We start from the raw sequence: 19,939 nt of genomic DNA, 5'->3' as shown, positions 1-19,939 counted from the left end.
GGCATGGCGCCTCCGATATTAAAACTGGACGACATCCATCTGAGCTTCGGCGGCACGCCGCTTTTGTCCGGCGCCGGCCTGCAGGTCGAGCCCGGCGACCGCATCTGCCTTGTCGGCCGCAACGGTTCGGGAAAGTCGACGCTGCTGAAGATCGCCGCAGGGATGGTCGAGCCGCAATCGGGCGAGATATTCCGTCACCCCTCCGTCACCGTCCGCTATCTCGAGCAGGCGCCGGATTTCGCCGGCTATGCGACCGTTGAGGACTATGTGGCCGAAGGGCTTGCGCCCGGCGATGCCCACTACCGCGCCGACTACATGATGGAGCATCTGGGCGTCGATCCGAAGGCCGATCCGAGGACGCTGTCCGGCGGCGAGGCGCGCCGCGCGGCCCTTGCCCGCGTGCTTGCGCCGGAGCCCGACATCCTGCTCCTCGACGAGCCGACCAACCATCTCGACCTGAACACGATCGAATGGCTGGAAGGCGAGCTTGTCGCCACCCGCTCGGCGCTGGTGCTGATCTCCCATGACCGGCGGTTTCTGGAAAACATCTCCACGGCCACCGTCTGGCTCGATCGCGGCACGGCCCGGCGGATGGACCAGGGCTTCGCCGGTTTCGAGGAATGGCGCGACAAGGTGCTGGAGGAAGAGGAGGCCGAGCAGCACAAGCTGGCGCGCGCCATCGTGCGCGAGGAGCACTGGCTGCGCTACGGCGTCACCGCCAGGCGCAAACGCAATATGCGCCGGCTCGGCGAACTGCACGACATGCGCGCCCGCCACCGCGGCCATCGCGGGCCGCAGGGCACGGTGAATGCCACGGTTACGGAAGCCAGGGACAGCGGCAAGCTGGTGATCGAGGCCGAGAATATCACCAAGTCCTTCGGCGACCGGCAGATCATCAAGCCGTTTTCCTTGCGGGTGGGGCGCGGCGACAGGATCGGTCTCGTCGGCCCCAACGGCGCCGGCAAGACGACGCTCCTGAAGCTTCTGACCGGCCAGCTTGAACCCGACAGCGGTTTCGTCCGCCTCGGCGTCAATCTCGAGATCGCCGTCATCGACCAGAAGCGCGAGGATCTCGATCCCGACGATGCGCTTGCCCATTACCTCACCGACGGGCGCGGCGACACGCTGCTGGTCAATGGCGAGCAACGCCATGTGACCGGCTATATGAAGGATTTCCTGTTCCAGCCCGAACAGGCGCGTACGCCGATCCGCAATCTCTCCGGCGGCGAACGCGCCCGTTTGATGCTGGCGCGCATCCTGGCAAAGCCGTCGAACCTGCTCATTCTCGACGAGCCGACCAATGACCTCGATATCGAAACGCTTGATCTGCTGCAGGAGATCGTCGCCGGTTTCAAGGGCAGCGTCATCCTGGTTTCGCATGACCGTGATTTTCTCGACCGGACCGTGACCTCGACGATCGCGCCCGCCAACCCGCTCGCCCCTGACGGCGCCTGGCTCGAATATGCCGGCGGCTATTCCGACATGCTGGCCCAGCGAAAAGGCGCGGCCGCGGAAGCAAAGGCTCAGGAGAAGCGGGAGAAACAGGCCGCGCAGGAGGAAAAGGGATCGAACGACCGGACGGCAAAAAGCAGGGGCAAACTCTCCTTCAAGCAGAAATTCGCCCTCGAAAACCTGCCGAAGGAGATGGAAAAGCTCGAGGCCGAGATCGCAAGGCTTGAGGAAAAGATGGCCGACCCCACCTTCTTCCAGCGCGATCCCGAAGGCTTCAACAAGGCGGCAGGCAAGCTTGAAGGCCTGAGGGCAGATCTCGCCGCCAAGGAAGAGGAATGGCTGGAACTGGAAGTGCTGCGCGAGGAGCTGGAGGGCTGATGCCGGAAAGCCGCGCCTACTTTGCCTATGGCTCCAACATGCTGAGCGAACGGCTTATTCGCCGTTGTCCCTCTGCGCGCGCGCTCGGGCCTGCCTTTCTGGAAGACCATGCCATCGATTTCGCCAAGCCGGGCAGGGATGGTTCCGGCAAGGCGACGATCACGGCAAAGGCGGATGGGCGCGTATTCGGCGTGCTGTTTTCGCTTCATCCCGACGATTGCGACCTGCTTGACGGGTTCGAGGGGCGCGGCAAGGGGTATGACCGGATCGAGGATTGCACGGTGCGCATGCTCTCCTGTGAGAAACCGGTTTCGGCGTTCACCTATATGGCGCCGCCGGCCTTCCGCGTATCGGGGCTCTTGCCTTTCGACTGGTATCACGCCCTCGTTCTCGCCGGCGCGCGCGAGCACGGCCTGCCGGAGGGCTATGTCGCCGGGCTTGAAGGCGCTGCGGTCTCTCGCGATCCCGAGCCCGGCCGCGCCGCCCGCCTGGAGGCTCTCGATATCCTCTCCGGCCTGACAACCGAAGCGCGCTTGCAGGCGGGGCCGGGACTCCCGTAAATAGGAAGCCGCGCCGCCTTGCAGGCGGTCGTGACAATTGTGAAGGCGAAAGCAAGAATGCCGGAAGCACCGCAAAAGGACCACAGAATGCAACGCTGGATCGGCCAGGCCGCCGTGGGACGCGCGCCGCTGATCCCGTCGGTCACCGCCGCGCGCTGGCTGCTGCTCGGTGTGGCGATCGCTGCGGTCTACTTCTTCCACGGTTTTCTGGTCCCGGTTCTGGCGGCCCTGATCATTGCCTTCGCCTCGCAACCGGTGTTTCGGGACCTCAACCGGAGGCTCGGCAACCGCCGCACGCTTTCGGCGACGATCGCCATTCTCCTCATCCTCCTGTTCCTGATCCTGCCGATCATCTTCGCGGTGATCTACATGTCGCGTGAGCTCGAAGCCTGGATTTCCTGGGCGGCGGAGGCGAACCGCGTCGGCGCACCGGTGCCGGACTGGATATTCAACCTTCCCGTGGTCGGCGCATGGATCGCCGCCAAATGGCAGGAATATCTGGGCAAGCCCGGCGACATCGGCCAGCTGATCCAGGCCGTCAGCGGTGAGAATATCGGCAGCATCTACCGCACCGCCCTGTTCGTCGGCGGCCGGGTCTTCGGCCTGCTCCTCTCGGCCCTGTTCATGCTGATCGCGCTGTTTTTCCTGTACAAGGACGGTGACAAGTTCGCCCGCCAGCTCGACATGATCGGCGAGCGGCTGTTTCCAGACCGCTGGTACCGCATTTCCCGCGTCGTGCCGGCGACGATCTCCTCGACGGTCACCGGCATGACGCTGATCGCGATGGGTGAGGGCGTCGTGCTGGGAACGGCCTATTACTTCGCCGGCGTGCCGAATTTCGTATCCTTCGGGCTGCTGACGGCCGTCATGGCCATGGTGCCGGGCGGTGCGCCGCTGACCTTCACCCTGATTTCTGCCTATCTGATCGCGCGCGGCACGCCCGTACACGGGATCGCGCTTTTCGCGTGGGGCACGATCGAGCTCTTCATCGTCGACAAGACCTTGCGCCCGCGCCTTGTCGGCGGGCCGATAAAGCTGCCTTTCCTGCCGACCTTCTTCGGCCTTGTCGGCGGGGTGAAGACGATGGGGCTGATCGGCCTCTTCGTCGGCCCGGTGCTGATGGCGCTGATCGTGGCGATCTGGCGCGAATGGGTGCTGGAAGCCTCCGGCACGGCCCCGGAAGCCGCCAATCCCAATGCCGAAGCTGCCCCGCCCGCCGGTGATCCGCCGGTAGACGGCGACGAGCGCGTGCCCCGCCCGGGCGCTTATGCCGGCTCTGCTGAAACGACCGCCCCGCGGGGAGGCTGAGGTTCAGCCGAGGACGGCAAGCCGGACGCCGCGCCGCAGATGCGGCAGCAGCACGCGCATGGCCGACGGCGCAACAGCGACGCAGCCGGACGTCGGCTCGAAGCCTGGTCGGGCGAGATGAAAGAAAACGGCCGAGCCCCGCCCTTTGACGCGACAACGCATGTTCCAGTCGAGAACGACGACGATGTCGTAGATCCCGTCTTCGCGTCTCAGCCGTTCATGGCTTCCGGAAAAGGGCAGGCGGACGGGGCGGTTGTAGTTCGGGGCGCCAGGATCGTCGCACCAGCCGTCATCGGGTCTGATCCGGCGAAGGCCGAGCGGGCTTGACGGCAGGATCGGCAGCCGGTCGCGGACAAGGCCGCCGGCCAGTGGCATGACGGCAAGCGGCGTTGCGCCGTCGCCCTCCCGTTTGCGCGCCGAAATGCCGCCGCGTCCTATGGCTGCGGGAAAGCGCAGCGGCCCGAAGGCGAGGATCGCGCGGTGGGATCCGCCCGGCGCGCGGCGCACGGTGATCACGGTCCTGTTGCTGCGGCGCGTTTTGATGGTTTTCTTCACTTTTTTTTGCTTTGTACGTGAAATCATATAGTTTCATAGGACTACGCCCGGCGATAGCCTGCCGCAATATTGTCATTGACGGAACACGCCATGCGGGAGAGCGAATGGCGCATAATCATACGAGAGGGCCGAGTGCATGACGGAGAGGACGATCCTTCTGGTCGATGACGACCAGGATTTGCGCGAAACGCTGGTCGAGCAGCTGGAACTCTACGATGAATTTGCCATCCGTTCGGCCGATTGCGCCGCCCGTTCGCTTAAAATGCTGAAGGAAGAACAGGTCGACCTCCTGATCATGGATGTCGGCCTGCCGGACATGGACGGGCGGGAAGCCGTGAAGATGGCCCGCAAGAACGGGTTCAAGGCGCCGATCATCATGTTGACCGGCCACGACACCGACAGCGACACGATCCTCGGTCTCGAGGCGGGCGCCAATGATTACGTCACCAAGCCTTTCCGTTTCGCCGTTCTGCTTGCCCGCATTCGCGCGCAACTGCGCCAGCACGAGCAAAGCGAGGACGCGACCTTCAATGTCGGGCCTTACGTGTTCAAGCCGGGGCAGAAGCTCTTTACCGGGGTCGGCAACAAGAAGATCAGGCTGACGGAAAAGGAAGCGGCGATCATCCGCTATCTTTACCGCGCCGGCCAGAAGGTGGTAACCCGCGACATGCTTCTGGAAGAGGTCTGGGGCTACAATTCCGGCGTCACCACCCACACGCTGGAAACCCATGTCTACAGGCTGCGCCAGAAAATCGAGGAAGATCCGTCGAATGCGCGGATTCTCGTGACCGAAAACGGCGGCTACAAGCTGGTGCCCTGAACGGCGCTGGCGGTGGGTCGCAAGGGGGCGCGGCCCGGGGGATATGACTGATGGCACTGTCGCGCGATATCGAGACGATCCGCCGGACCGGGCTTTTCTCCGGTTTCTCCGTCGACCAGCTGCGGCTGATCGCCTTTACCGTCACCCGCCTGTCCTGTGAAGCGGGCGAAACGCTGTTCGAGGAGGATGCCGACAGTCTCGGCGCCTATCTGGTCGAAAGCGGGACGCTGACGCTTGAGGCGGCCGGGCGTTCGGCGGGCATCGCCGGCGCCGGCAGCCTGCTGGCCGAGGCTGCGCTGATCAGTCCGGTTCCCCACCGCGTCGCGGCGATTGCAGCCGAACCTGCCGAAATCCTTCTCATCCGCCGCGACCAGTTCCTGCGCCTGATCGAGGAATATCCCGATATCGCGACGGAAATGGACCGCCGCCTGCGTCGCAACTTCTCGGAAATGGTCAGCGCCCTTTCCGCCGTTAAGACGCGGCTTTCGGATTTCTAAGCGGAGGCGGGCTCGCCCTTCGATGCGAACCCGCAACGTCGACCGGCTCTCAGTGCGAAAGCATCACCGTGTCCGCATCGACGCTGCCCTGGCTGAAGGCCTCGAGCGGCACGAGCTTCGGGCCGTTAGCGCCTTGCTTCAACGCGGCAAGATCGAAGGAGACATAGCCGAGGCTTCCATAGGTGCGCAGCATCAGCTTGCCGCCCGCAAGGTCGATCAGCGTGATCCAGGACGTATATTCGGTGATGAAGTCCGGCTTTTCGGCCGCCGCGCCGCCGGTCAGTTTGGTCGCCGATTCCGTCAGCGCGCTTGCCTTGGCGCTGGAATAGACGGACGCGCCCTTCGGCCGGTCGAACTTGTTCATCACATGGCCGAGCTGGCGCAGCGCCGCCTCGGAACCGTCCACCTTTTCGGAAAACTGGGCGTAGTAAACGGCGCGCACGAAACGGTCGACGGCGGTGTCGGAGCCCGGAAGCGTCACCGTGGCGATGCCGGAGTCGGGCTGGATGAAGTCCTTGCCCAGGAATGTCGCGCTGGAATGGTCGACATTGTTGAGATGCGTGTAGTTGTTGAGGTTGGTCAGGTGCCAGTCGAAGCGCGGGCTGTTGGTCATCACGCCGAGCGGGTTTTCGAAGATGTGCCGCTTTCCGTCGAAGAACTCGATGACGATCGAGGCGCCGCTCTTGTCATGAACCGTATAGTGAAAGGGCGGCACCACGCCGCCGAGCGCTTCCAGCGGGTCGACCAGAACCGTCTGCTTTTCCAGTGCGTTCTTCACCTCGGCCACGGTCGAAAACTGCGCCAGCATCCATGCGCCGAGATCGATCGCCGACAGCACCGGCGTGTCCTTTGCTTCCGTGTCGTCCGGACCGTGCGTATCGGCGAAGGCGAGCAGCGAGAAATTGAGCCCCGCCTCGTTCAGTCCCTCGACGACCTTGAGGTCTTGCGCATTCCCGTTCGGAACGACGATGCCGAAAACGTCGTAGCGGCTCTCATAGGTCAGCGGCGCGTGCCCTCCTGCTCTGGAGGCAAGCGGTGTTCCCTTTGGCAGAAAGGCTGCGAAATAGGGCAGTTCCACAGGCAGTTCCAGCGTTCTGCCGGCAAAGACGGAGCCGGACAGGTCGGTGTAGAGGAGGGACGTGCACATGGATGACCTCGCTGAAAATGTTTGTTTGGCGACAGAGTATTGTCGGGCTTACACATACGCAAGACCGCGCCCTTTCGAAATCCCGCCGAACCTGTATACCGGTCACAGGGTGCCCTTTGCCGTCCAGGACGCTAGCGCCGGCCGTAGACCACACATGCCCATCGGGAGGAGATCAGAATGGCCACCTATCAGATTGACCCGAAATACCTGATTGATGACGACGAAGCGCTCAGGGCGCTTCACGCGCCGGTTGGAGGCTTGGCCGCGAAGAAATGCCTTTCCGCGCTTGATGACCATGCGATCGCCTTCATCGAACGCGCGCCCTTTCTCTGCCTGGGAACCCAGGGCAGCGATGGCCGCGCCGATGTCAGCCCGCGCGGCGATCCGGCAGGCTTCGTCAAGGTGCTCGATGCGCAGACGCTCGCCATCCCCGACCGGCCCGGCAACAACCGGCTCGACAGCCTGTCAAACATCATCGCCAATCCGAATGTCGGCCTGCTGTTCATCGTCCCGGGTTTTGACGACACGCTGCGTGTCAACGGCAAGGCCAGTCTTTCGCGCGACCCGGACCTGCTGGAGATGATGAGCGTTCGCGATCGCGCGCCGAAACTCGCCATTGTCGTCAACATCGGCGAAGTCTTCATGCATTGCGCCAAGGCGTTCCGGCGATCGCATCTCTGGGATGCAGCCCACCGCCAGGATCGCGCGAGCTTTCCCACGCTGTCGAAGATCATCCTCGATCAGACGACCGGCGCACCCGAAGACGAGGGCGAGATGAAACGGATCGATGCCGATCTCGAAGATCGCTACAGGAAGACGCTCTACTGACGAATGGTTCAGGCGGCCATGCGCTTGCCGGCTTCGTCGAAAAGGTGAATATCGGCAATGTCGAAAGTGACGTCGATCGATGTCCCCGTCTTGAGGAGATGCTGGCCGGAAAGCACCGCCATCACCCGTTCGCCGCTTCCCGCCGTGCCGTAGACCACGGTTTCGGTGCCAAGCGCTTCGACAAGGGTGATATCGACGGCAAAGCTGTTTTCGCCGTCGCTTGCCAGACGGATATTCTGCGGGCGCACGCCGACGGTAACCTCTGACCCTTCCCGCGGGAGGTCGCCGTTAAGCGGCATGTCGATCGTCTCCTCTCCGAGCAGGTTGAGGGTGATGCCGCCGCCCTCGGCCCTTGTAACGGTCGCCGGCAGAAAATTCATGGCCGGCGAGCCGATAAAGCCCGCCACGAACAGGTTCGCCGGCGTGTTGAACAGGTCCAGCGGCGTGCCGATCTGTTCGACGATGCCCTGGCGCAACACCACGATCCGGTTGGCAAGCGTCATCGCCTCCACCTGGTCGTGTGTCACGTAGATCATCGTCGTTTTCAGCCGGTTGTGCAGCGCCGACAGTTCGCCGCGCATGTGCACGCGCAACTCCGCATCAAGGTTCGACAAGGGCTCGTCGAAGAGGAAAACGTCCGGATGGCGGACGATGGCGCGGCCGATGGCGACGCGCTGGCGCTGGCCGCCGGAAAGCGCCTTCGGCTTGCGCTCGAGATAGGTCTCGAGTTCCAGCATCTTCGCCGCATCCATGACGCGGGCCTCGATCTCCTTTTTGTCCATGCCGGCAAAACGCAGGGCAAAGCCCATGTTCTCCCGTACGGTCATGTGCGGGTAGAGCGCATAGGTCTGGAACACCATGGCAATCCCGCGCTTGGCCGGATCCTCGTCGGTCATGTCCCTGCCGCCGATGGAAAGCGAGCCGGAGGTGATGTCCTCAAGTCCGGCGATCATGCGCAGAAGCGTCGATTTTCCGCAGCCGGACGGGCCGACGAAGACGACGAATTCGCCGGACTTGATGTCGAGATCGACGCCCTTGATCACCTCGATCGACCCGAACGACTTGCGGATGGCATTGAGCGATACGTCAGCCATGGGGAAAACCTCAGGATAGCGTGAAAGTGACGGTCTGGTCAGCAAAGGGCCGGCAGCGGACGGCAAGCGTCAGCGTGCCGGGTTGATCGCCGGCCTCGATATAGAGCCCGGCCGTGCCGCCCTTGAAGCTGACGAGATCCGGCCCGACGATCCGGCCCGGGCCTTCAAGCGACAGGGAAGCCGGATCATCGAAGAAGGGCAGGATATTGCCGGCCTGGTCGAGCGCGCGCAGGATCACCCGGACGCAGTCCTTCTCTCCGGCCTTCAGTGCTGTGTCGTCCGGCGCGATCTCAAGCGTCGTTGGCACCGGATCGGCGGTGAGGTTCATTGTCTTCACGGCCTTGCCGTCGACATAGCCGGTGATCCGGCCGTCTTTCCACACGCGGCCCCACTCGCCGAATTCTTCCGGCGTGACCGAGCGCAGGTCGATGACGACGGGGGGATGCGGCAGATGCGGATAGGTCGCGTGGTCGGGCTCGAGCCTGCGCGGCTCCATATCGCCGAAGCTGAACTCGACATAATCGCAATTGGTGAGGATGATCAGCGGCAGAACGCCGCCGATATTGCGCTCGCCGCGCGCCCAGAAGGTCACGGGTTTCAGCACCGCATTGTTTTCCGGCTCGCCCTGCGAGGCATAGGCATAGGCCGCGAATTTCGGCTCGCGATACATGTCGAGCACGCCGTGATAGCAGATGCGGTCGCCCGAGCCGAAATCCTGATGGGTGTTGTAGTCGAACATGCACCATCCCGTGCCGCCGGCAATCGTCGGGTCGCCGGCGATCGCGTTCAGCATCTGCAGGTGGCGGGTGACGTGCTCGGCCTGGCGCTGCTCCTGGTCGAAGCGCTTGGTCGGATACATGTGGCCGCAATATTCGGTGATCATATAGGGCACATCGCGGGAAAGCCCGGTGACCTTTTTCTGCTCGCGCCGGTGCATGCGCAGATGGTTGCTGCCCGGCATTTCCTCCGAACCGAGGACGAAATCGTTCATCGTATAGACGTCTTCCAGCAGCTCGCTGTCCTCGATGCAGCGCACGCCGCCCGTCGGCCGCGTACTGTCGAGGTCATGCGCAAGCCGGTTGGTCTCTGTGTAGAAGTCGTGGTCGTCGGCCGATTCGTTGATACGCACGCCCCAGATGATGATCGACGGATGGTTCCAGTCGCGCTTGATCATCCGTTCGACATTGGCGATGGACTCCTGTTTCCAGCCATCGCCGCCGATATGCTGCCAGCCGGGGATCTCCTCGAACACCAGGAGGCCGATCTCGTCGCAGCGATCGAGGAAATACTTGGACTGCGGATAATGCGAGGTGCGCACGACATTGCAGGCAAGCTCGTATTTCAGGATATCGGCGTCCTGTTCCTGCCCGCGTTTGCCCATGGCATAGCCGAGATGCGGGTAGCTCTGGTGGCGGTTGAGGCCCCTGAGCTTCAGCGGCCTTCCATTGAGATGGAAGCCGTCCGTGGCAAAGGCGACGGTGCGGAAGCCGAAGCGGGTGGCGACGGCATCGGTGCCGTCTGCCGTTTCCAGCGTGATTGCAAGCGTGTAGAGCGCCGGGTCGTGAATGTCCCACAGCCGGATGTTTTCAAGGCCGTCGATCTCGAACGAGGCCTTGTCGCCGCCGACTGCGATCTCGGTCGTGGCAAGGCTGCGGCCCTCGGCGTCGTAAAGCGTAGCCTTCAGCGTCGCCGCTTCCGGAACCGGCCCTGTCAGGTGAACATCCGCCTGCACGCATTTCTGCGGGGCAAGCGCATCGGGCGTGTCGATCTTGACGTTGTCGATCGCTGTCGGCGTCGTCACCTTCAACCAGACATCGCGGTATATTCCGCAAAAAGTAAGATAGTCGATCATATAGCCGAAGGGTGGGATCTCCGGGTTCTCGGTCCCGTCAATCTTCACCGTCAACAGGTTGTCGCCGTCTTTCAGACGCCCGGTCAGATCGACTTCGAAGGGCGTATAGCCGTCCTTGTGGGCACAGAGTTTTTCGCCGTTCAGCCAGACCACGCTGTCGGCCATTGCCGCGTCGAAGACGAGCGAGACGGACTTGCCTTCGAAAGCGGGATCGCTGGCGATGATCTTCTGATAGGTGAACGGTTTCTGGTAACTGTTCTCGTCGAAATAGTTGAACGGCAGTTCCACGGCGGTGTGCGGCAGCATCACAGCTTCGCCGCCCTGCAGGGCGCCGGTCCAGCTTTCGTCAAAGCCTTCGGTGAAAACCCAATCGCTGTTGAATTTCTCGAATGTGCGCATCGTCATGACCTATTTGACCGAGCCAAGCATGCCCTGAACGAACTGGCGCTGCATGGCGAAGAAGATGAAGAGGGTGGGAAGCGTGGCAAGGATCGTGCCGATCATCACCGTGCCGTAATCGGGGTAGTAGGCCGATGCCAGCGACGAGACGACGAGGGTGATCGTCTTGGTCTCGTTCGACTGCAGCACGATCAGCGGCCACAGATAGTTGTTCCAGTTTAGCATGAAGACGATGACGAAGGCCGCCGCATAGGTCGACCGCATCACCGGAAAATAGATGTAGAAGAAGATCTGCCATTCCTTCAGCCCGTCGACCTTCGCCGCGTCGCGCAATTCCGACGGGAAAGCCTTGGTTGCCTGCCGGAAATAGAAGATGACGAAGGCCCAGGCGATGGTCGGCAGGATGATGGCTATATGGGTGTCGATCAGCCCCGCCTTGGCCATCAGCATGAACAGCGGGATCATGATCGCGGCAAAGGGGATCATCAGCGTCAGGAGCACGAGCGTGTAGATCCGGTCGCGGAATTTTGAACGAAAGATCTCGAAACCGTAACCGGCAAGCGAGGAGACCAGAAGCGTCAGAAACGTGCCGGCGATCGCGATCTTCACCGAGTTCCACATGATCAGCGGCACGTCCACCTGGGTGAAGAACATCTTCAGATTGTCGAGGAAGGCCGCACCGAAGGAGGCCTTGCCGGTGACGATATCGGCCGTGGTGTTGGTTGCCGAGATCACCATCCAGACGAAGGGAAAGACGGAAATGAAGGCCGCAAGCCCGAGCGCGCCGTAGAGCAAGGCGGAGGAGAGGTAGCGGTTTGTATAGCGCGGCATCATTTGCGTTCCCTCGCGGCATAAAACTGCAGGAAGGACAGGATGGCGACAATGACGACGATGACGTAGGAGACCGTCGCCGCATAGCCGAAATTGGGCGTGAAACGGAAGGTCAGGTTGTAGATGTAGAGCGAGAGCGTCAGCGTCGAATTCGCCGGTCCGCCCGTACCCTCGGTCAGATTATAGACCTCGTCGAAGAGCTGCAGCGTGCCGATGGTTGAGGTAATGGTGGTAAACAGGATCACCGGTTTGAGCATCGGGATCGTCAGATGCAGGAACTGCCGCCATTTCGGCACGCCATCGACGCGGGCGGCCTCGTAGATCGACTTGTCGATGTTCTGCAGCGCGGCCAGGTAGAAGATCATGTTGTAGCCTGTCCAGCGCCAGGTGATCGCCAGGATGATCAGCAGCTTGGCCCAGAAGGGATCGGTGAACCACGGGATCGGGATGTCGATGATTCCGAGCGTCTGCAGCGTCGAGTTGATGATGCCGTCGGTGGCGAACATGCTCTTGAAGAGGATCGAATAGGCCACCAGCGAGGAGACGCAGGGCAGGAAGATCGCGGTGCGGAACAGGCCGCGGAATTTCAGCTTCGGACTGTTGAGCGCGCTTGCCAGGATGAGCGCCAGCATGATCATCACCGGCACCTGGATGATCAGGAAGGTCAGCGTGTTGGTCAGCGCCTGCAGGAACACCGGGTCATTGAACAGGCGCTCGATATTCCCGAAGCCGACGAACTTCATCATCATGCCCCGTCCCGAATAGAACGAGAGCACCAGCGAGCGGATGATCGGGTAGAACATGAAGGTACCGATCAGGATGAGGGCGGGGGCAACGAAGGCCCATCCGTTCACATCGTAAAACCGCCTCAGATTGCCCGGTCTGGCAGTCACCATTTTTTGACCTCGCGCCGCATGCGACATTGGGGGAAATTCGCCAAATCATCGGCGGACGGGGTTCCGCCCGCCGCAAAGCCTGCCGGGCGGACGACATGTCGCCCGCCGCGCGCATCTGGCTTCTGTTACTGGATCTGGTACTTCGCCTGCTGCTCGATCGCCTTGAGCACCTCGTCGACCGGCTTGCCGTCGACAAGCGAACGCAGGTTCGCGGTTACGGCCGTGTCGAGCTCATTGGTGAAGATGCCGTAGTCGACCGGCGGGATCTGGTTCAGCCAGTCCGAGAACTGCTGCCAGACTTCCTCGCCGCCGAAGAACGGGTCGGCCTCCTGATAGGCCGGTCCCTCGCGGGCGGCCAGAAGCGAGCCGACGGCGCCGCGCTCGGTCAGGATCTTCTGGTAGAAATCGACATCCTTGGCGTAAATTTCGTTGAGGAAGTCTATCGCCTCGTCCTTCACGTCGGAGGACGAGAGCACATACCAACTCGACCCGCCGAGATTGGAGGCGTGCGACGCGCCCTCGACCCCGTCGAGCGAGGGGATCGGCGCCACGCGCCATTTGCCGGACTGCGCTTCCTGGGCTTTGATCGTGCCGGTGATCCAGACGCCGGTGATCACGGATGCGGTGTTGCCGGAGGTAAAGGCGTTGACGTAGTTGGCCCAGCCGGTTGCCGGATAGAGAATGCCCTCGTTGGCCATCTTGGCCTGGGTCTCGAGCGCGGCCTTGAGCGCCTTGTTGTCGACGACGTCGAGGTCGCCGTTCTCATCGAAATACCACTCGCCGGCCGACTGCATCATGATGCGGGTCATGCCGCCGTCATTGAGGTCGATCGAGGTCATCTTGTGGCCGGTCTTCTCCTCGACCTGCTTGCCGATCTCGATGAACCGATCCCAGGTAATGCCGTCCATGTCGTCGGCCGTAAAGCCGGCTTCCTCGAGATAGTCGCTGCGGTAGTAAAGCCCGGTGACGCCCGAATCGAACGGCATGCCGTAGACCTTGCCGTCAAGCGTCATGAGCTCGACCTTGTAGGGCGCGAACTTGGAATAGTCGACGACGTCATCCATCGGCGCGAAGGAGCCGGGGAAGGACTGGAGGTATTTCTGTGCGCCGTAATCCTCGATCAGCACGATGTCCGGCAGCGCATTGGTCGTGCCCGAGGCAAGCGCGGTCTGCAGCTTCTGCTCGACATCGAGCTTGGCGAAGTCGACGACATTGAAAGTCGTGTCGGGGTGGGCCTTCGAATAGATCTCGCCCGCTTCCTTCATGATGGCGACGTTGAAATTCGGGTCCCAGCACCAGATCGTGATCTCGCCGGCAAAGGCCGCCGATGCACTCATGACGCAGGTGCCGGCAAGGGCCGCACCCGTAATCCGCTTCAGCACGGTATCCATTGGTTTCCTCCCGTTTGGACGATCGCTGGCGGCGCTCTCCTTGCCGCCCGTCAAAAAGCTAACGTCAAAACCGGCACATTCGCAATAAAAAATTTAGTAAAAAAAAGGTAAAATTTTTATTGCGATGGCGGGCGGCGGCAGCTGTCGCGCCAGATCATGTCTGTGGGGATAACGACGTGCTTGGTGTATTCGCGACCGTTGATGCGTTCGACAAGAAGGTCTACGGCGCATTCGCCGATGGCTTCGCCCGGGATTTTCATGGTCGAGAGCGGCGGCGTCAGGAACTGCGCCACGGGGATGTCGTTGAAGGAGGCGACGGCGATATCGCCCGGTATCGAAAGCCCCGCTTCCTGAAGCGCGCGGCAGGTGCCGATGGCGATATTGTCGTTCGCCGTCATGATCACATCTGGCCGCTCGGCATGCGCGAGCAGGCTGCGGGCGTTTTCGTACCCGACTTCGAGGCGCAGGTTCTGGCCGTTGTTGCAATCGTCATTGAGCGCGATCAGCGCCGGGTCGAAGCCGCCATGTTCCTTCTGCCACTCGACATAGGCGTGGCAGCGCGTCTCGCTGTAGGGACTTCCCTTGCGGCTGATGCGGTCTTCCGCGCCGATAAAGGCGATTCGGCGGTAGCCGGCGGCGTGAAGTCCGTCGAGAATGGTGCGCGTCGCCTTGGCCAGGTCGCTGGAAACACAGTCGAATCGCTCCTCCTCCGGCACGAAGTCGGCGAAGACGAGATGCCGGCTGTTCTCTTCCAGCAAGGCGATCTCGTGCGGGCGGTGCTTGCCGATCGCGATCACCCCGGTCATCGCCTGCAGCGTTGCCGCTTCCGCCTCCAGATCGTCGTGAAACACCTTGACGATCTCCGTGCCATAGGTCTGGCAGCGACGCTCGATGCCGAGCCGGACGCCGATATAATAGGGGTCGATCAGTTCCTCGTCGCGCTCAAGGAAATGCACCGTGGCCATGCGGGGCATCGCCTGTTTGCGCCGCGGCGCGCGCACCGGACCCGTTTTTGCGCGCAGCCTGTTGCGCGGCGTCGCGTAGTTCAGCGCCTCGGCCGTCTCGATGATCGCCTTGCGCTTGACCTCGGAGACGGAGAGCGTCGGATCGTAATTGAGGACGCGCGACACCGTGCCGGCCGAAACGCCGACCGCCTTCGCAATTTCCCGCAATGTTACCATGTTGCCGTGCCCCGCAATCGAATGTCGGGGGTAAACTTTTACCAATTCGGTCCCGCTCGCAAGCCTTAACTGGAAATTTGCGGTGTGTCGCCGCGCATCGGGCTGGGGATCAGCCGTTTTCGATCATCTCGATCCGCTCCATGCCGCCGACGACCGGCGCGAACTCGGCCCATACACCCCTGGCGCCGGACCGCCACGCGTCCATGTCCTCGGGCTGGAACACTTCGCCGCCGTTTTGACGCGCGGTTTCCATCGCCGCCGTCTCGTCCTCCACGATCAGCGCGTTGAAATAGAGGGCGGCCTCTGCCGATATCTCCATCAGCAGGCCTTGCGTTTCGGGATCAAGGCCGTTCCAGAAACCTTCGGAGAAATAGATCACGCCGGAGGCGCGGATGTGACCGGTCTCCGTCAGGCACGGCACGACCTCGTAGAGCTTGAACCCGGCATAGGCGGATTTCGTCAGGTCCATCGCTTCCGCCACGCCCGTTGCCAGCGCATTGTAGGTCTCGGTGATCGGGATGCCGACGGGCACCGCCCCGAAGGCGCTCCAGAGCCCGGTATGAAGCGGACTGTTGATAACGCGGATGGTGACGCCCTCGAGTTGCTCCGGCCGTGTCACCGGCGTTCTGGTCAGGAGGTGGCGGGCGCCGTAATCGATGAAACCGCCGACGATGAAGCGCTCGCCGGCGAGCCGCTCCTTCAGATTGTCGCCGACCGGCCCAGTGACCACGCGCCGGAGGTGCTCCGGACTGCGGAACAGGAAGGGCAGGTCGAGAAGCTGCAGCTCCGGAACCCAGGACGAAAGTGCCGAAACGGTCGACAGGCTCGCCTGCACCGCGCCGAGGCGGATGCTGTCGGCCACCTGTTTTTCGCCGCCGAGCGCGCCATTGGTGACGATATTGAAGCGGAAGCGGCCGGGAAGTCGTTCCTCGGCCTTCTCGGCAAAGAAGCGCCAGATCTTGGTCTCCGGCTTGTCCTCTCCGAGCAGCGAAGCGACCGTTATCGTGGTCTGGGCGAAGGCGGGGCGGGCGAGATAGGGGGTCGAAAGGACGGCCAGCGTTCCGGCCTTCAGAAGGGTGCGGCGATTGAGGGTTCTCATGATGTTTCCTCTCAGATCAGAAGGGTGAAAGCGCAGAAGAGCGCGACTGCCGCAAGCAGTGCGGCCAGATAGGGCAGCGTCGTGCGAAACAGCGATGCTGCCGGAATTTTGGCGACGCCGCCGACCACCAGCACCAGCATGCCGACGGGCGGCGTCAGTCCGCCGATCATCAGCGTGGTGACGGTGATGACGCCGAAGGCGATCGGGTTGAGCCCGGCATCTGTGGCAAGCGGCAGCAGAAGCGGGCCGAAAAGCAGGATCGCCGCTCCGATATCGAGAAAGAGGCCCGCGAGAAGCAGCACGGCCACGCAAAAGGCGAGGATCGCTGCGGGCGAACCGCCAAGCACGCCGGCCGCCGAAGACAGCATGCCGGCGACCCCGTCGACGGCGAGCTGGAAGGCAAACGGCCCGGCTGCGCCGATCAGGAGGCCGATGGCGGCTGCTTCCGTAGCCGACTGCCGGAACACCGAGAATAGTGTCGTGAGGCGCGTTTTCGCGAAGGCCGCAAGCGCAAGCGTATAGGCGGCGGCAAGCGCGGCCGCTTCCGTGGTGGTGACGATGCCGATGCGGATGCCGAAGACGACGATGACGCCGAGCCCGAAGGCCGGGACGGCAGCGAGGAAAGCCTTCTTTCGCTCAGCCGGGGTCGCGCGCGTGCTGCCCGGCCGGTCGCGTGTCGTCAGGTGAATGGCGACGGCAAGGCTCGCCGCCATGACAAGGCCGGCGGCGAGCCCGCCGACAAGCAGCTTGCCGACCGAGAGGTCGGTCGCGGCCGCAAGAATGAGAAAGGCGATTGACGGCGGGATCACATTGTCGAGCACCGAAGAGGCGGCGATGATCGCCCCTGCGCGGGCCGGCGGGTAGCCGTGACGCACCAGTTCGGGCTGGAAGGTTGTGGCTGAAAACACCGCATTGGCAACCGACGAACCGGACGCGCCGGAAAACAGCGCGCCGGTGGCGAGTACCGTCTGCGCCAGGCCACCGCGCCGGTGGCCGACAAGCGATGCTGCGAAGGCGACAAGATGCGCGGCCGCGCCGGAGGCCGAAAGGGCCGCTCCCGTCAAGAGAAAGAAGGGGATCGCCAGAAGCAGGAAATGCGACATGCCGGAAACCGCCGTCGTCACCATCGTTTCCGGCGCCAGACTGCCGCCGAAGGGCATGGCGACAAGGGCCGCGGCGAGGAAGGCATGGGCAAGCGGGGCAGCCGCGATCAGGCCGATGGCGGCGAAAAGCGCAATCGCGGCGCTCGGCGGAACGGCCGTTGCCAGATTGAAACGCAGGCATGCGAGGGAGATGAGGCCGGCCAGGCCGGCAGAAACCGCAAGCGACAGGAACCGCCGTTCGCTGATGCGCCTGAGGGCAAGGGTCGCGGCGATCAGCGCGCCGCCCGTGCCGGTGACGGCAAAGCGCACCCATTCGGGCAGGCCGAGGGTCGGCGAGGTGCCCCCGATCAGCGTTGCGACGCGAGCGCTGCCAAGGGCGAGCACAAGGGCAGCGATGAGGCTGACTGCGTCGGCGATGATGCGGGCAGGCAATTCCGCCCGCCTTGAAAAGGGGAGTTCAAGCCGCATGGCGAGCGGGCCGGTCATGGCAAGCGGCGCGGCAAGAAAGACCAGCGCCACATTCAGCCAGATGCCGAGCTCCTCGGTGCCGATCAGCCCGGTCCGGAAGACATAGCGGAGCACGACGCTGAGGAGGACGAGCGCGAGCATCAGCGCCAGAACGACGCCCGCGATCATCGAAAGCGTCGTCTGAAGCCTGTCCGCAAGGCGGCCGGCCACGCGCTCGATTGCAGCCGATGTCATCGCGCCCGGATCGCGATCGCCGCGTCGACGGCCCGGCGGAAGTCGCGGGTCGCCTTCGTCACATCGGGCGCATGGAAGATTGCAGAGATCACGGCAACGCCGTCGGCCCCGTCGGCGATCAGCTCGGGCACGTGTTCGAGCTTGATTCCGGCGATCGCGCCGACCGGCAGGTCCGGCCTCGCCTTCTTCAGGCCGCGGCGCAGCGCGCGAAACCCCTCAAGGCCCACCGGCGGGTCGGAGTTGATCTTGGAGAGCGTATGAAACACGCCGCCGATACAGGCATAGTCAACCGGAGCCGCTGCCGCCCGCGCGCCGTCGGACGCATTCTTGACGGTCAGGCCGATAATGGCGTCCGTCCCGAGCAGCCGTCGCGCCGTTTCCGGTTCCATGTCGTCTGCGCCGAGATGGACGCCGGCGGCTTCTGCCGCGAGCGCGACGTCGACCCGGTCATTGACCACCAGCGGAACGCCAGTCGGCTCAAGCGCCTTGCGAATTTCCACGGCCCGTTCGATCATCTGGCGGGTCTTGGCGTATTTGTCGCGATACTGGATCAAGGTCGCGCCGTTTTCGGCGGCATGCCGCGCCAGTTCGGCAAGCGGCGCGGTCTCGACCAGCCCGGCATCGACCAGGGCGTTCAGGCGATAATCGACCGTCCTCATGGCTGCGTCTCACCCGCCTGCAAAAGGCGGCTGCGGCGAAATTCCAACGACATATGACGACCTCCATGGTATTGCGGAGACCGGCGCGGAAGCGAAAACAAGGGGGAATAGCCGATTTTTCCGTTCCTACGCCGGAATGACCCGGATCAGGTTCAAGGGTCCGGCTCGTTGCCATCTCAGCATCGCAGGATGCTCCCCTCGGAATGAACGGGATTCTGTCGGGCTTTCAGCCCGGTGTCAACCGGTCTCGACCGGCGTCAAGGGCCAGCGTCCCGAAATCGGAAAGCGCCGTGAGCACCATGTCGGCGCCCGCGGCCCGAAGCCGTTCGGCATGAAGCGGCCTGACGCCCTCAAGATGGCTGCCGCCGGTAAACCCGAAAACGCGCATGCCGGCGCGTCCCGCGCCGGTCACGCCGGCGATGGCGTCTTCCAGCACCACGCACTCCTTCGGCAGGGCGCCGCGTTTTTCGGCAGCGTAGAGGAAAAGATCGGGCGCCGGCTTGCCGTGTTCTACCGATTCGGCGCTGAAGGCCCGGCCTTCGAAGCGTTGGGCAAAACCGATCGCCTGAAGCGCGACGCCGAGCCTCTTGTAGGACCCGCCGGAGGCGATGCAGTAGTCGATCCCGGCCGCCTCCAGCCGGTCAAGCATGGCTTCAGCGCCGGCCATCGGCTTCAACTCGCGGCGATAGCGGTCAAACAGCCGCGCATACCACGCCTCCTGGAAATCGGGATCGACCGCCCTGCCGGTCTGTCCCTCCACGAAAGCGATGATCTGCCTGACCGAAGAACCCAGGAATTCCTCGACCAGCATATCCCAGTCAACCGCGACCCCGTATTGGGCAAGCGATACCTGAAGCTCGGCAAGCGCGATGATCTCGCTGTCGGCAATCACGCCGTCAAAGTCGAAAATGACTGTCTTTATCATGGTTTCCTGGCCAATACGCTTCGGTTGAGACGACGCCGTCGAGGCCGCGCCGTTCCCATCTTGCTGCCTGCTATGGCCTGTTTTGCGGCCAATTGCAAATCCGGATGCCGGGAGGTCCGATCGAAAATTAATGAATATCAATTGCTTATGCAGGTCTCGCGCGGCGGTCGAGACGGCGCTTAATTGCCGAAGCCCGAGGTGAAGCTCTGACATCAAGAACGCTGACGTCTGAAATCAGAGATATTGGATATTCATCTTTCCT

General features: G+C 63.0%; 18 protein-coding genes and 1 riboswitch. Of the genes, 6 read left to right on the top strand and 12 right to left on the bottom strand.

Going from position 1 to position 19,939, the window contains the following annotated elements:
- The first annotated feature begins 3 nt into the window (after window positions 1-3).
- From JET14_RS18945 to JET14_RS18935, 3 genes are read left to right on the top strand one after another with little or no spacing between them, the layout of a single operon-like run.
- On the top strand, window positions 4-1,830 hold the full coding sequence (locus JET14_RS18945; protein ID WP_200335580.1) for an ABC-F family ATP-binding cassette domain-containing protein: 1,827 nt from the start codon (window positions 4-6) through the stop codon (window positions 1,828-1,830).
- A complete protein-coding gene (locus tag JET14_RS18940; protein WP_200335575.1) occupies window positions 1,830-2,390 on the top strand; it encodes a gamma-glutamylcyclotransferase family protein in 561 nt (186 codons plus the stop codon). Before JET14_RS18945 ends, JET14_RS18940 begins: the two co-directional genes overlap by 1 nt.
- Window positions 2,391-2,447: 57 nt before the next feature.
- On the top strand, window positions 2,448-3,698 hold the full coding sequence (locus JET14_RS18935) for an AI-2E family transporter (protein WP_432443050.1): 1,251 nt from the start codon (window positions 2,448-2,450) through the stop codon (window positions 3,696-3,698).
- A 3-nt stretch (window positions 3,699-3,701) separates the two neighbouring features.
- Here the strand turns inward: JET14_RS18935 and JET14_RS18930 are convergent, their stop codons facing one another.
- Window positions 3,702-4,253, bottom strand: coding sequence for a L,D-transpeptidase family protein (locus tag JET14_RS18930; RefSeq protein ID WP_200335574.1), 552 nt, complete (start codon window positions 4,251-4,253; stop codon window positions 3,702-3,704).
- A 136-nt stretch (window positions 4,254-4,389) separates the two neighbouring features.
- Between JET14_RS18930 and JET14_RS18925 the strand changes: the two genes are divergently transcribed.
- Both JET14_RS18925 and JET14_RS18920 read left to right on the top strand, forming a co-directional pair.
- Window positions 4,390-5,073, top strand: coding sequence for a response regulator transcription factor (locus JET14_RS18925; protein ID WP_024710021.1), 684 nt, complete (start codon window positions 4,390-4,392; stop codon window positions 5,071-5,073).
- Between the two features lie 50 nt (window positions 5,074-5,123).
- Complete coding sequence (locus tag JET14_RS18920; RefSeq protein ID WP_024710022.1) at window positions 5,124-5,570, top strand: Crp/Fnr family transcriptional regulator; 447 nt, start codon at window positions 5,124-5,126, stop codon at window positions 5,568-5,570.
- A gap of 49 nt (window positions 5,571-5,619) precedes the next feature.
- On the opposite strand, the gene JET14_RS18915 is transcribed toward JET14_RS18920, so the two are convergent.
- Window positions 5,620-6,717: a linear amide C-N hydrolase gene (locus tag JET14_RS18915; RefSeq protein ID WP_200335573.1), complete on the bottom strand. Its 1,098-nt coding sequence runs from the start codon at window positions 6,715-6,717 to the stop codon at window positions 5,620-5,622.
- A gap of 177 nt (window positions 6,718-6,894) precedes the next feature.
- On the opposite strand from JET14_RS18915, the gene JET14_RS18910 reads away from it, so the two are divergent.
- The gene (locus tag JET14_RS18910; RefSeq protein WP_200335572.1) at window positions 6,895-7,545 is read left to right on the top strand and encodes a pyridoxamine 5'-phosphate oxidase family protein; all 651 of its coding nucleotides are present in this window, start codon (window positions 6,895-6,897) and stop codon (window positions 7,543-7,545) included.
- A gap of 8 nt (window positions 7,546-7,553) precedes the next feature.
- On the opposite strand, the gene JET14_RS18905 is transcribed toward JET14_RS18910, so the two are convergent.
- The 10 genes from JET14_RS18905 to JET14_RS18860 all read right to left on the bottom strand — a co-directional run bounded on the left by JET14_RS18905 (window position 7,554) and on the right by JET14_RS18860 (window position 19,677).
- On the bottom strand, window positions 7,554-8,639 hold the full coding sequence (locus tag JET14_RS18905; protein ID WP_200335571.1) for an ABC transporter ATP-binding protein: 1,086 nt from the start codon (window positions 8,637-8,639) through the stop codon (window positions 7,554-7,556).
- Window positions 8,640-8,649: 10 nt separating this feature from the next.
- On the bottom strand, window positions 8,650-10,890 hold the full coding sequence (locus JET14_RS18900; protein ID WP_200338169.1) for a glycoside hydrolase family 2 protein: 2,241 nt from the start codon (window positions 10,888-10,890) through the stop codon (window positions 8,650-8,652).
- 9 nt (window positions 10,891-10,899) lie between these two features.
- Window positions 10,900-11,721, bottom strand: a complete 822-nt coding sequence (locus JET14_RS18895; protein WP_200335570.1) for a carbohydrate ABC transporter permease — start codon at window positions 11,719-11,721, stop codon at window positions 10,900-10,902.
- Window positions 11,721-12,617 (bottom strand): carbohydrate ABC transporter permease, encoded by an 897-nt coding sequence (locus tag JET14_RS18890; RefSeq protein ID WP_024710028.1) that lies wholly within the window; start codon window positions 12,615-12,617, stop codon window positions 11,721-11,723. Before JET14_RS18890 ends, JET14_RS18895 begins: the two co-directional genes overlap by 1 nt.
- Before the next feature lie 125 nt (window positions 12,618-12,742).
- A complete protein-coding gene (locus tag JET14_RS18885) occupies window positions 12,743-14,008 on the bottom strand; it encodes an ABC transporter substrate-binding protein (protein WP_200335569.1) in 1,266 nt (421 codons plus the stop codon).
- 116 nt (window positions 14,009-14,124) lie between these two features.
- Window positions 14,125-15,189 carry a LacI family DNA-binding transcriptional regulator gene (locus JET14_RS18880; protein WP_200335568.1) on the bottom strand — a complete coding sequence of 355 codons (1,065 nt, stop codon included), beginning with the start codon at window positions 15,187-15,189 and terminating at the stop codon, window positions 14,125-14,127.
- Between the two features lie 109 nt (window positions 15,190-15,298).
- Entirely contained in the window at window positions 15,299-16,288 is a 990-nt protein-coding gene (locus JET14_RS18875) for a TRAP transporter substrate-binding protein (protein ID WP_200335567.1), read from the bottom strand.
- A gap of 11 nt (window positions 16,289-16,299) precedes the next feature.
- The gene (locus tag JET14_RS18870; RefSeq protein WP_200335566.1) at window positions 16,300-18,093 is read right to left on the bottom strand and encodes a TRAP transporter large permease subunit; all 1,794 of its coding nucleotides are present in this window, start codon (window positions 18,091-18,093) and stop codon (window positions 16,300-16,302) included.
- A complete protein-coding gene (thiE, locus tag JET14_RS18865) occupies window positions 18,090-18,752 on the bottom strand; it encodes a thiamine phosphate synthase (RefSeq protein ID WP_200335565.1) in 663 nt (220 codons plus the stop codon). The genes JET14_RS18870 and thiE overlap by 4 nt, the downstream gene beginning before the upstream one ends.
- 106 nt (window positions 18,753-18,858) lie before the next feature.
- A riboswitch (TPP riboswitch) is annotated at window positions 18,859-18,961 on the bottom strand.
- Between the two features lie 17 nt (window positions 18,962-18,978).
- Window positions 18,979-19,677, bottom strand: coding sequence for an HAD family hydrolase (locus JET14_RS18860; RefSeq protein ID WP_200335563.1), 699 nt, complete (start codon window positions 19,675-19,677; stop codon window positions 18,979-18,981).
- Window positions 19,678-19,939: the final 262 nt, after the last annotated feature.

Source organism: Martelella lutilitoris, from assembly GCF_016598595.1.
GTDB classification, from domain to species: Bacteria; Pseudomonadota; Alphaproteobacteria; order Rhizobiales; family Rhizobiaceae; genus Martelella; species Martelella lutilitoris_A.
This window is presented reverse-complemented; position numbering and strand designations above follow the sequence as displayed.

Coding starts and splice junctions, on each gene's coding strand:
- JET14_RS18935 (WP_432443050.1), top strand. CDS start 2,448: ATGCCGGAAGCACCGCAAAAGGACCACAGAATGCAACGCTGGATCGGC.
- JET14_RS18870 (WP_200335566.1), bottom strand. CDS start 18,093: ATGACATCGGCTGCAATCGAGCGCGTGGCCGGCCGCCTTGCGGACAGG.
- JET14_RS18940 (WP_200335575.1), top strand. CDS start 1,830: ATGCCGGAAAGCCGCGCCTACTTTGCCTATGGCTCCAACATGCTGAGC.
- JET14_RS18875 (WP_200335567.1), bottom strand. CDS start 16,288: ATGAGAACCCTCAATCGCCGCACCCTTCTGAAGGCCGGAACGCTGGCC.
- JET14_RS18915 (WP_200335573.1), bottom strand. CDS start 6,717: ATGTGCACGTCCCTCCTCTACACCGACCTGTCCGGCTCCGTCTTTGCC.
- JET14_RS18925 (WP_024710021.1), top strand. CDS start 4,390: ATGACGGAGAGGACGATCCTTCTGGTCGATGACGACCAGGATTTGCGC.
- JET14_RS18895 (WP_200335570.1), bottom strand. CDS start 11,721: ATGCCGCGCTATACAAACCGCTACCTCTCCTCCGCCTTGCTCTACGGC.
- JET14_RS18920 (WP_024710022.1), top strand. CDS start 5,124: ATGGCACTGTCGCGCGATATCGAGACGATCCGCCGGACCGGGCTTTTC.
- JET14_RS18860 (WP_200335563.1), bottom strand. CDS start 19,677: ATGATAAAGACAGTCATTTTCGACTTTGACGGCGTGATTGCCGACAGC.
- JET14_RS18885 (WP_200335569.1), bottom strand. CDS start 14,008: ATGGATACCGTGCTGAAGCGGATTACGGGTGCGGCCCTTGCCGGCACC.
- JET14_RS18900 (WP_200338169.1), bottom strand. CDS start 10,890: ATGCGCACATTCGAGAAATTCAACAGCGATTGGGTTTTCACCGAAGGC.
- JET14_RS18905 (WP_200335571.1), bottom strand. CDS start 8,639: ATGGCTGACGTATCGCTCAATGCCATCCGCAAGTCGTTCGGGTCGATC.
- JET14_RS18890 (WP_024710028.1), bottom strand. CDS start 12,617: ATGGTGACTGCCAGACCGGGCAATCTGAGGCGGTTTTACGATGTGAAC.
- thiE (WP_200335565.1), bottom strand. CDS start 18,752: ATGAGGACGGTCGATTATCGCCTGAACGCCCTGGTCGATGCCGGGCTG.
- JET14_RS18945 (WP_200335580.1), top strand. CDS start 4: ATGGCGCCTCCGATATTAAAACTGGACGACATCCATCTGAGCTTCGGC.
- JET14_RS18880 (WP_200335568.1), bottom strand. CDS start 15,189: ATGGTAACATTGCGGGAAATTGCGAAGGCGGTCGGCGTTTCGGCCGGC.
- JET14_RS18910 (WP_200335572.1), top strand. CDS start 6,895: ATGGCCACCTATCAGATTGACCCGAAATACCTGATTGATGACGACGAA.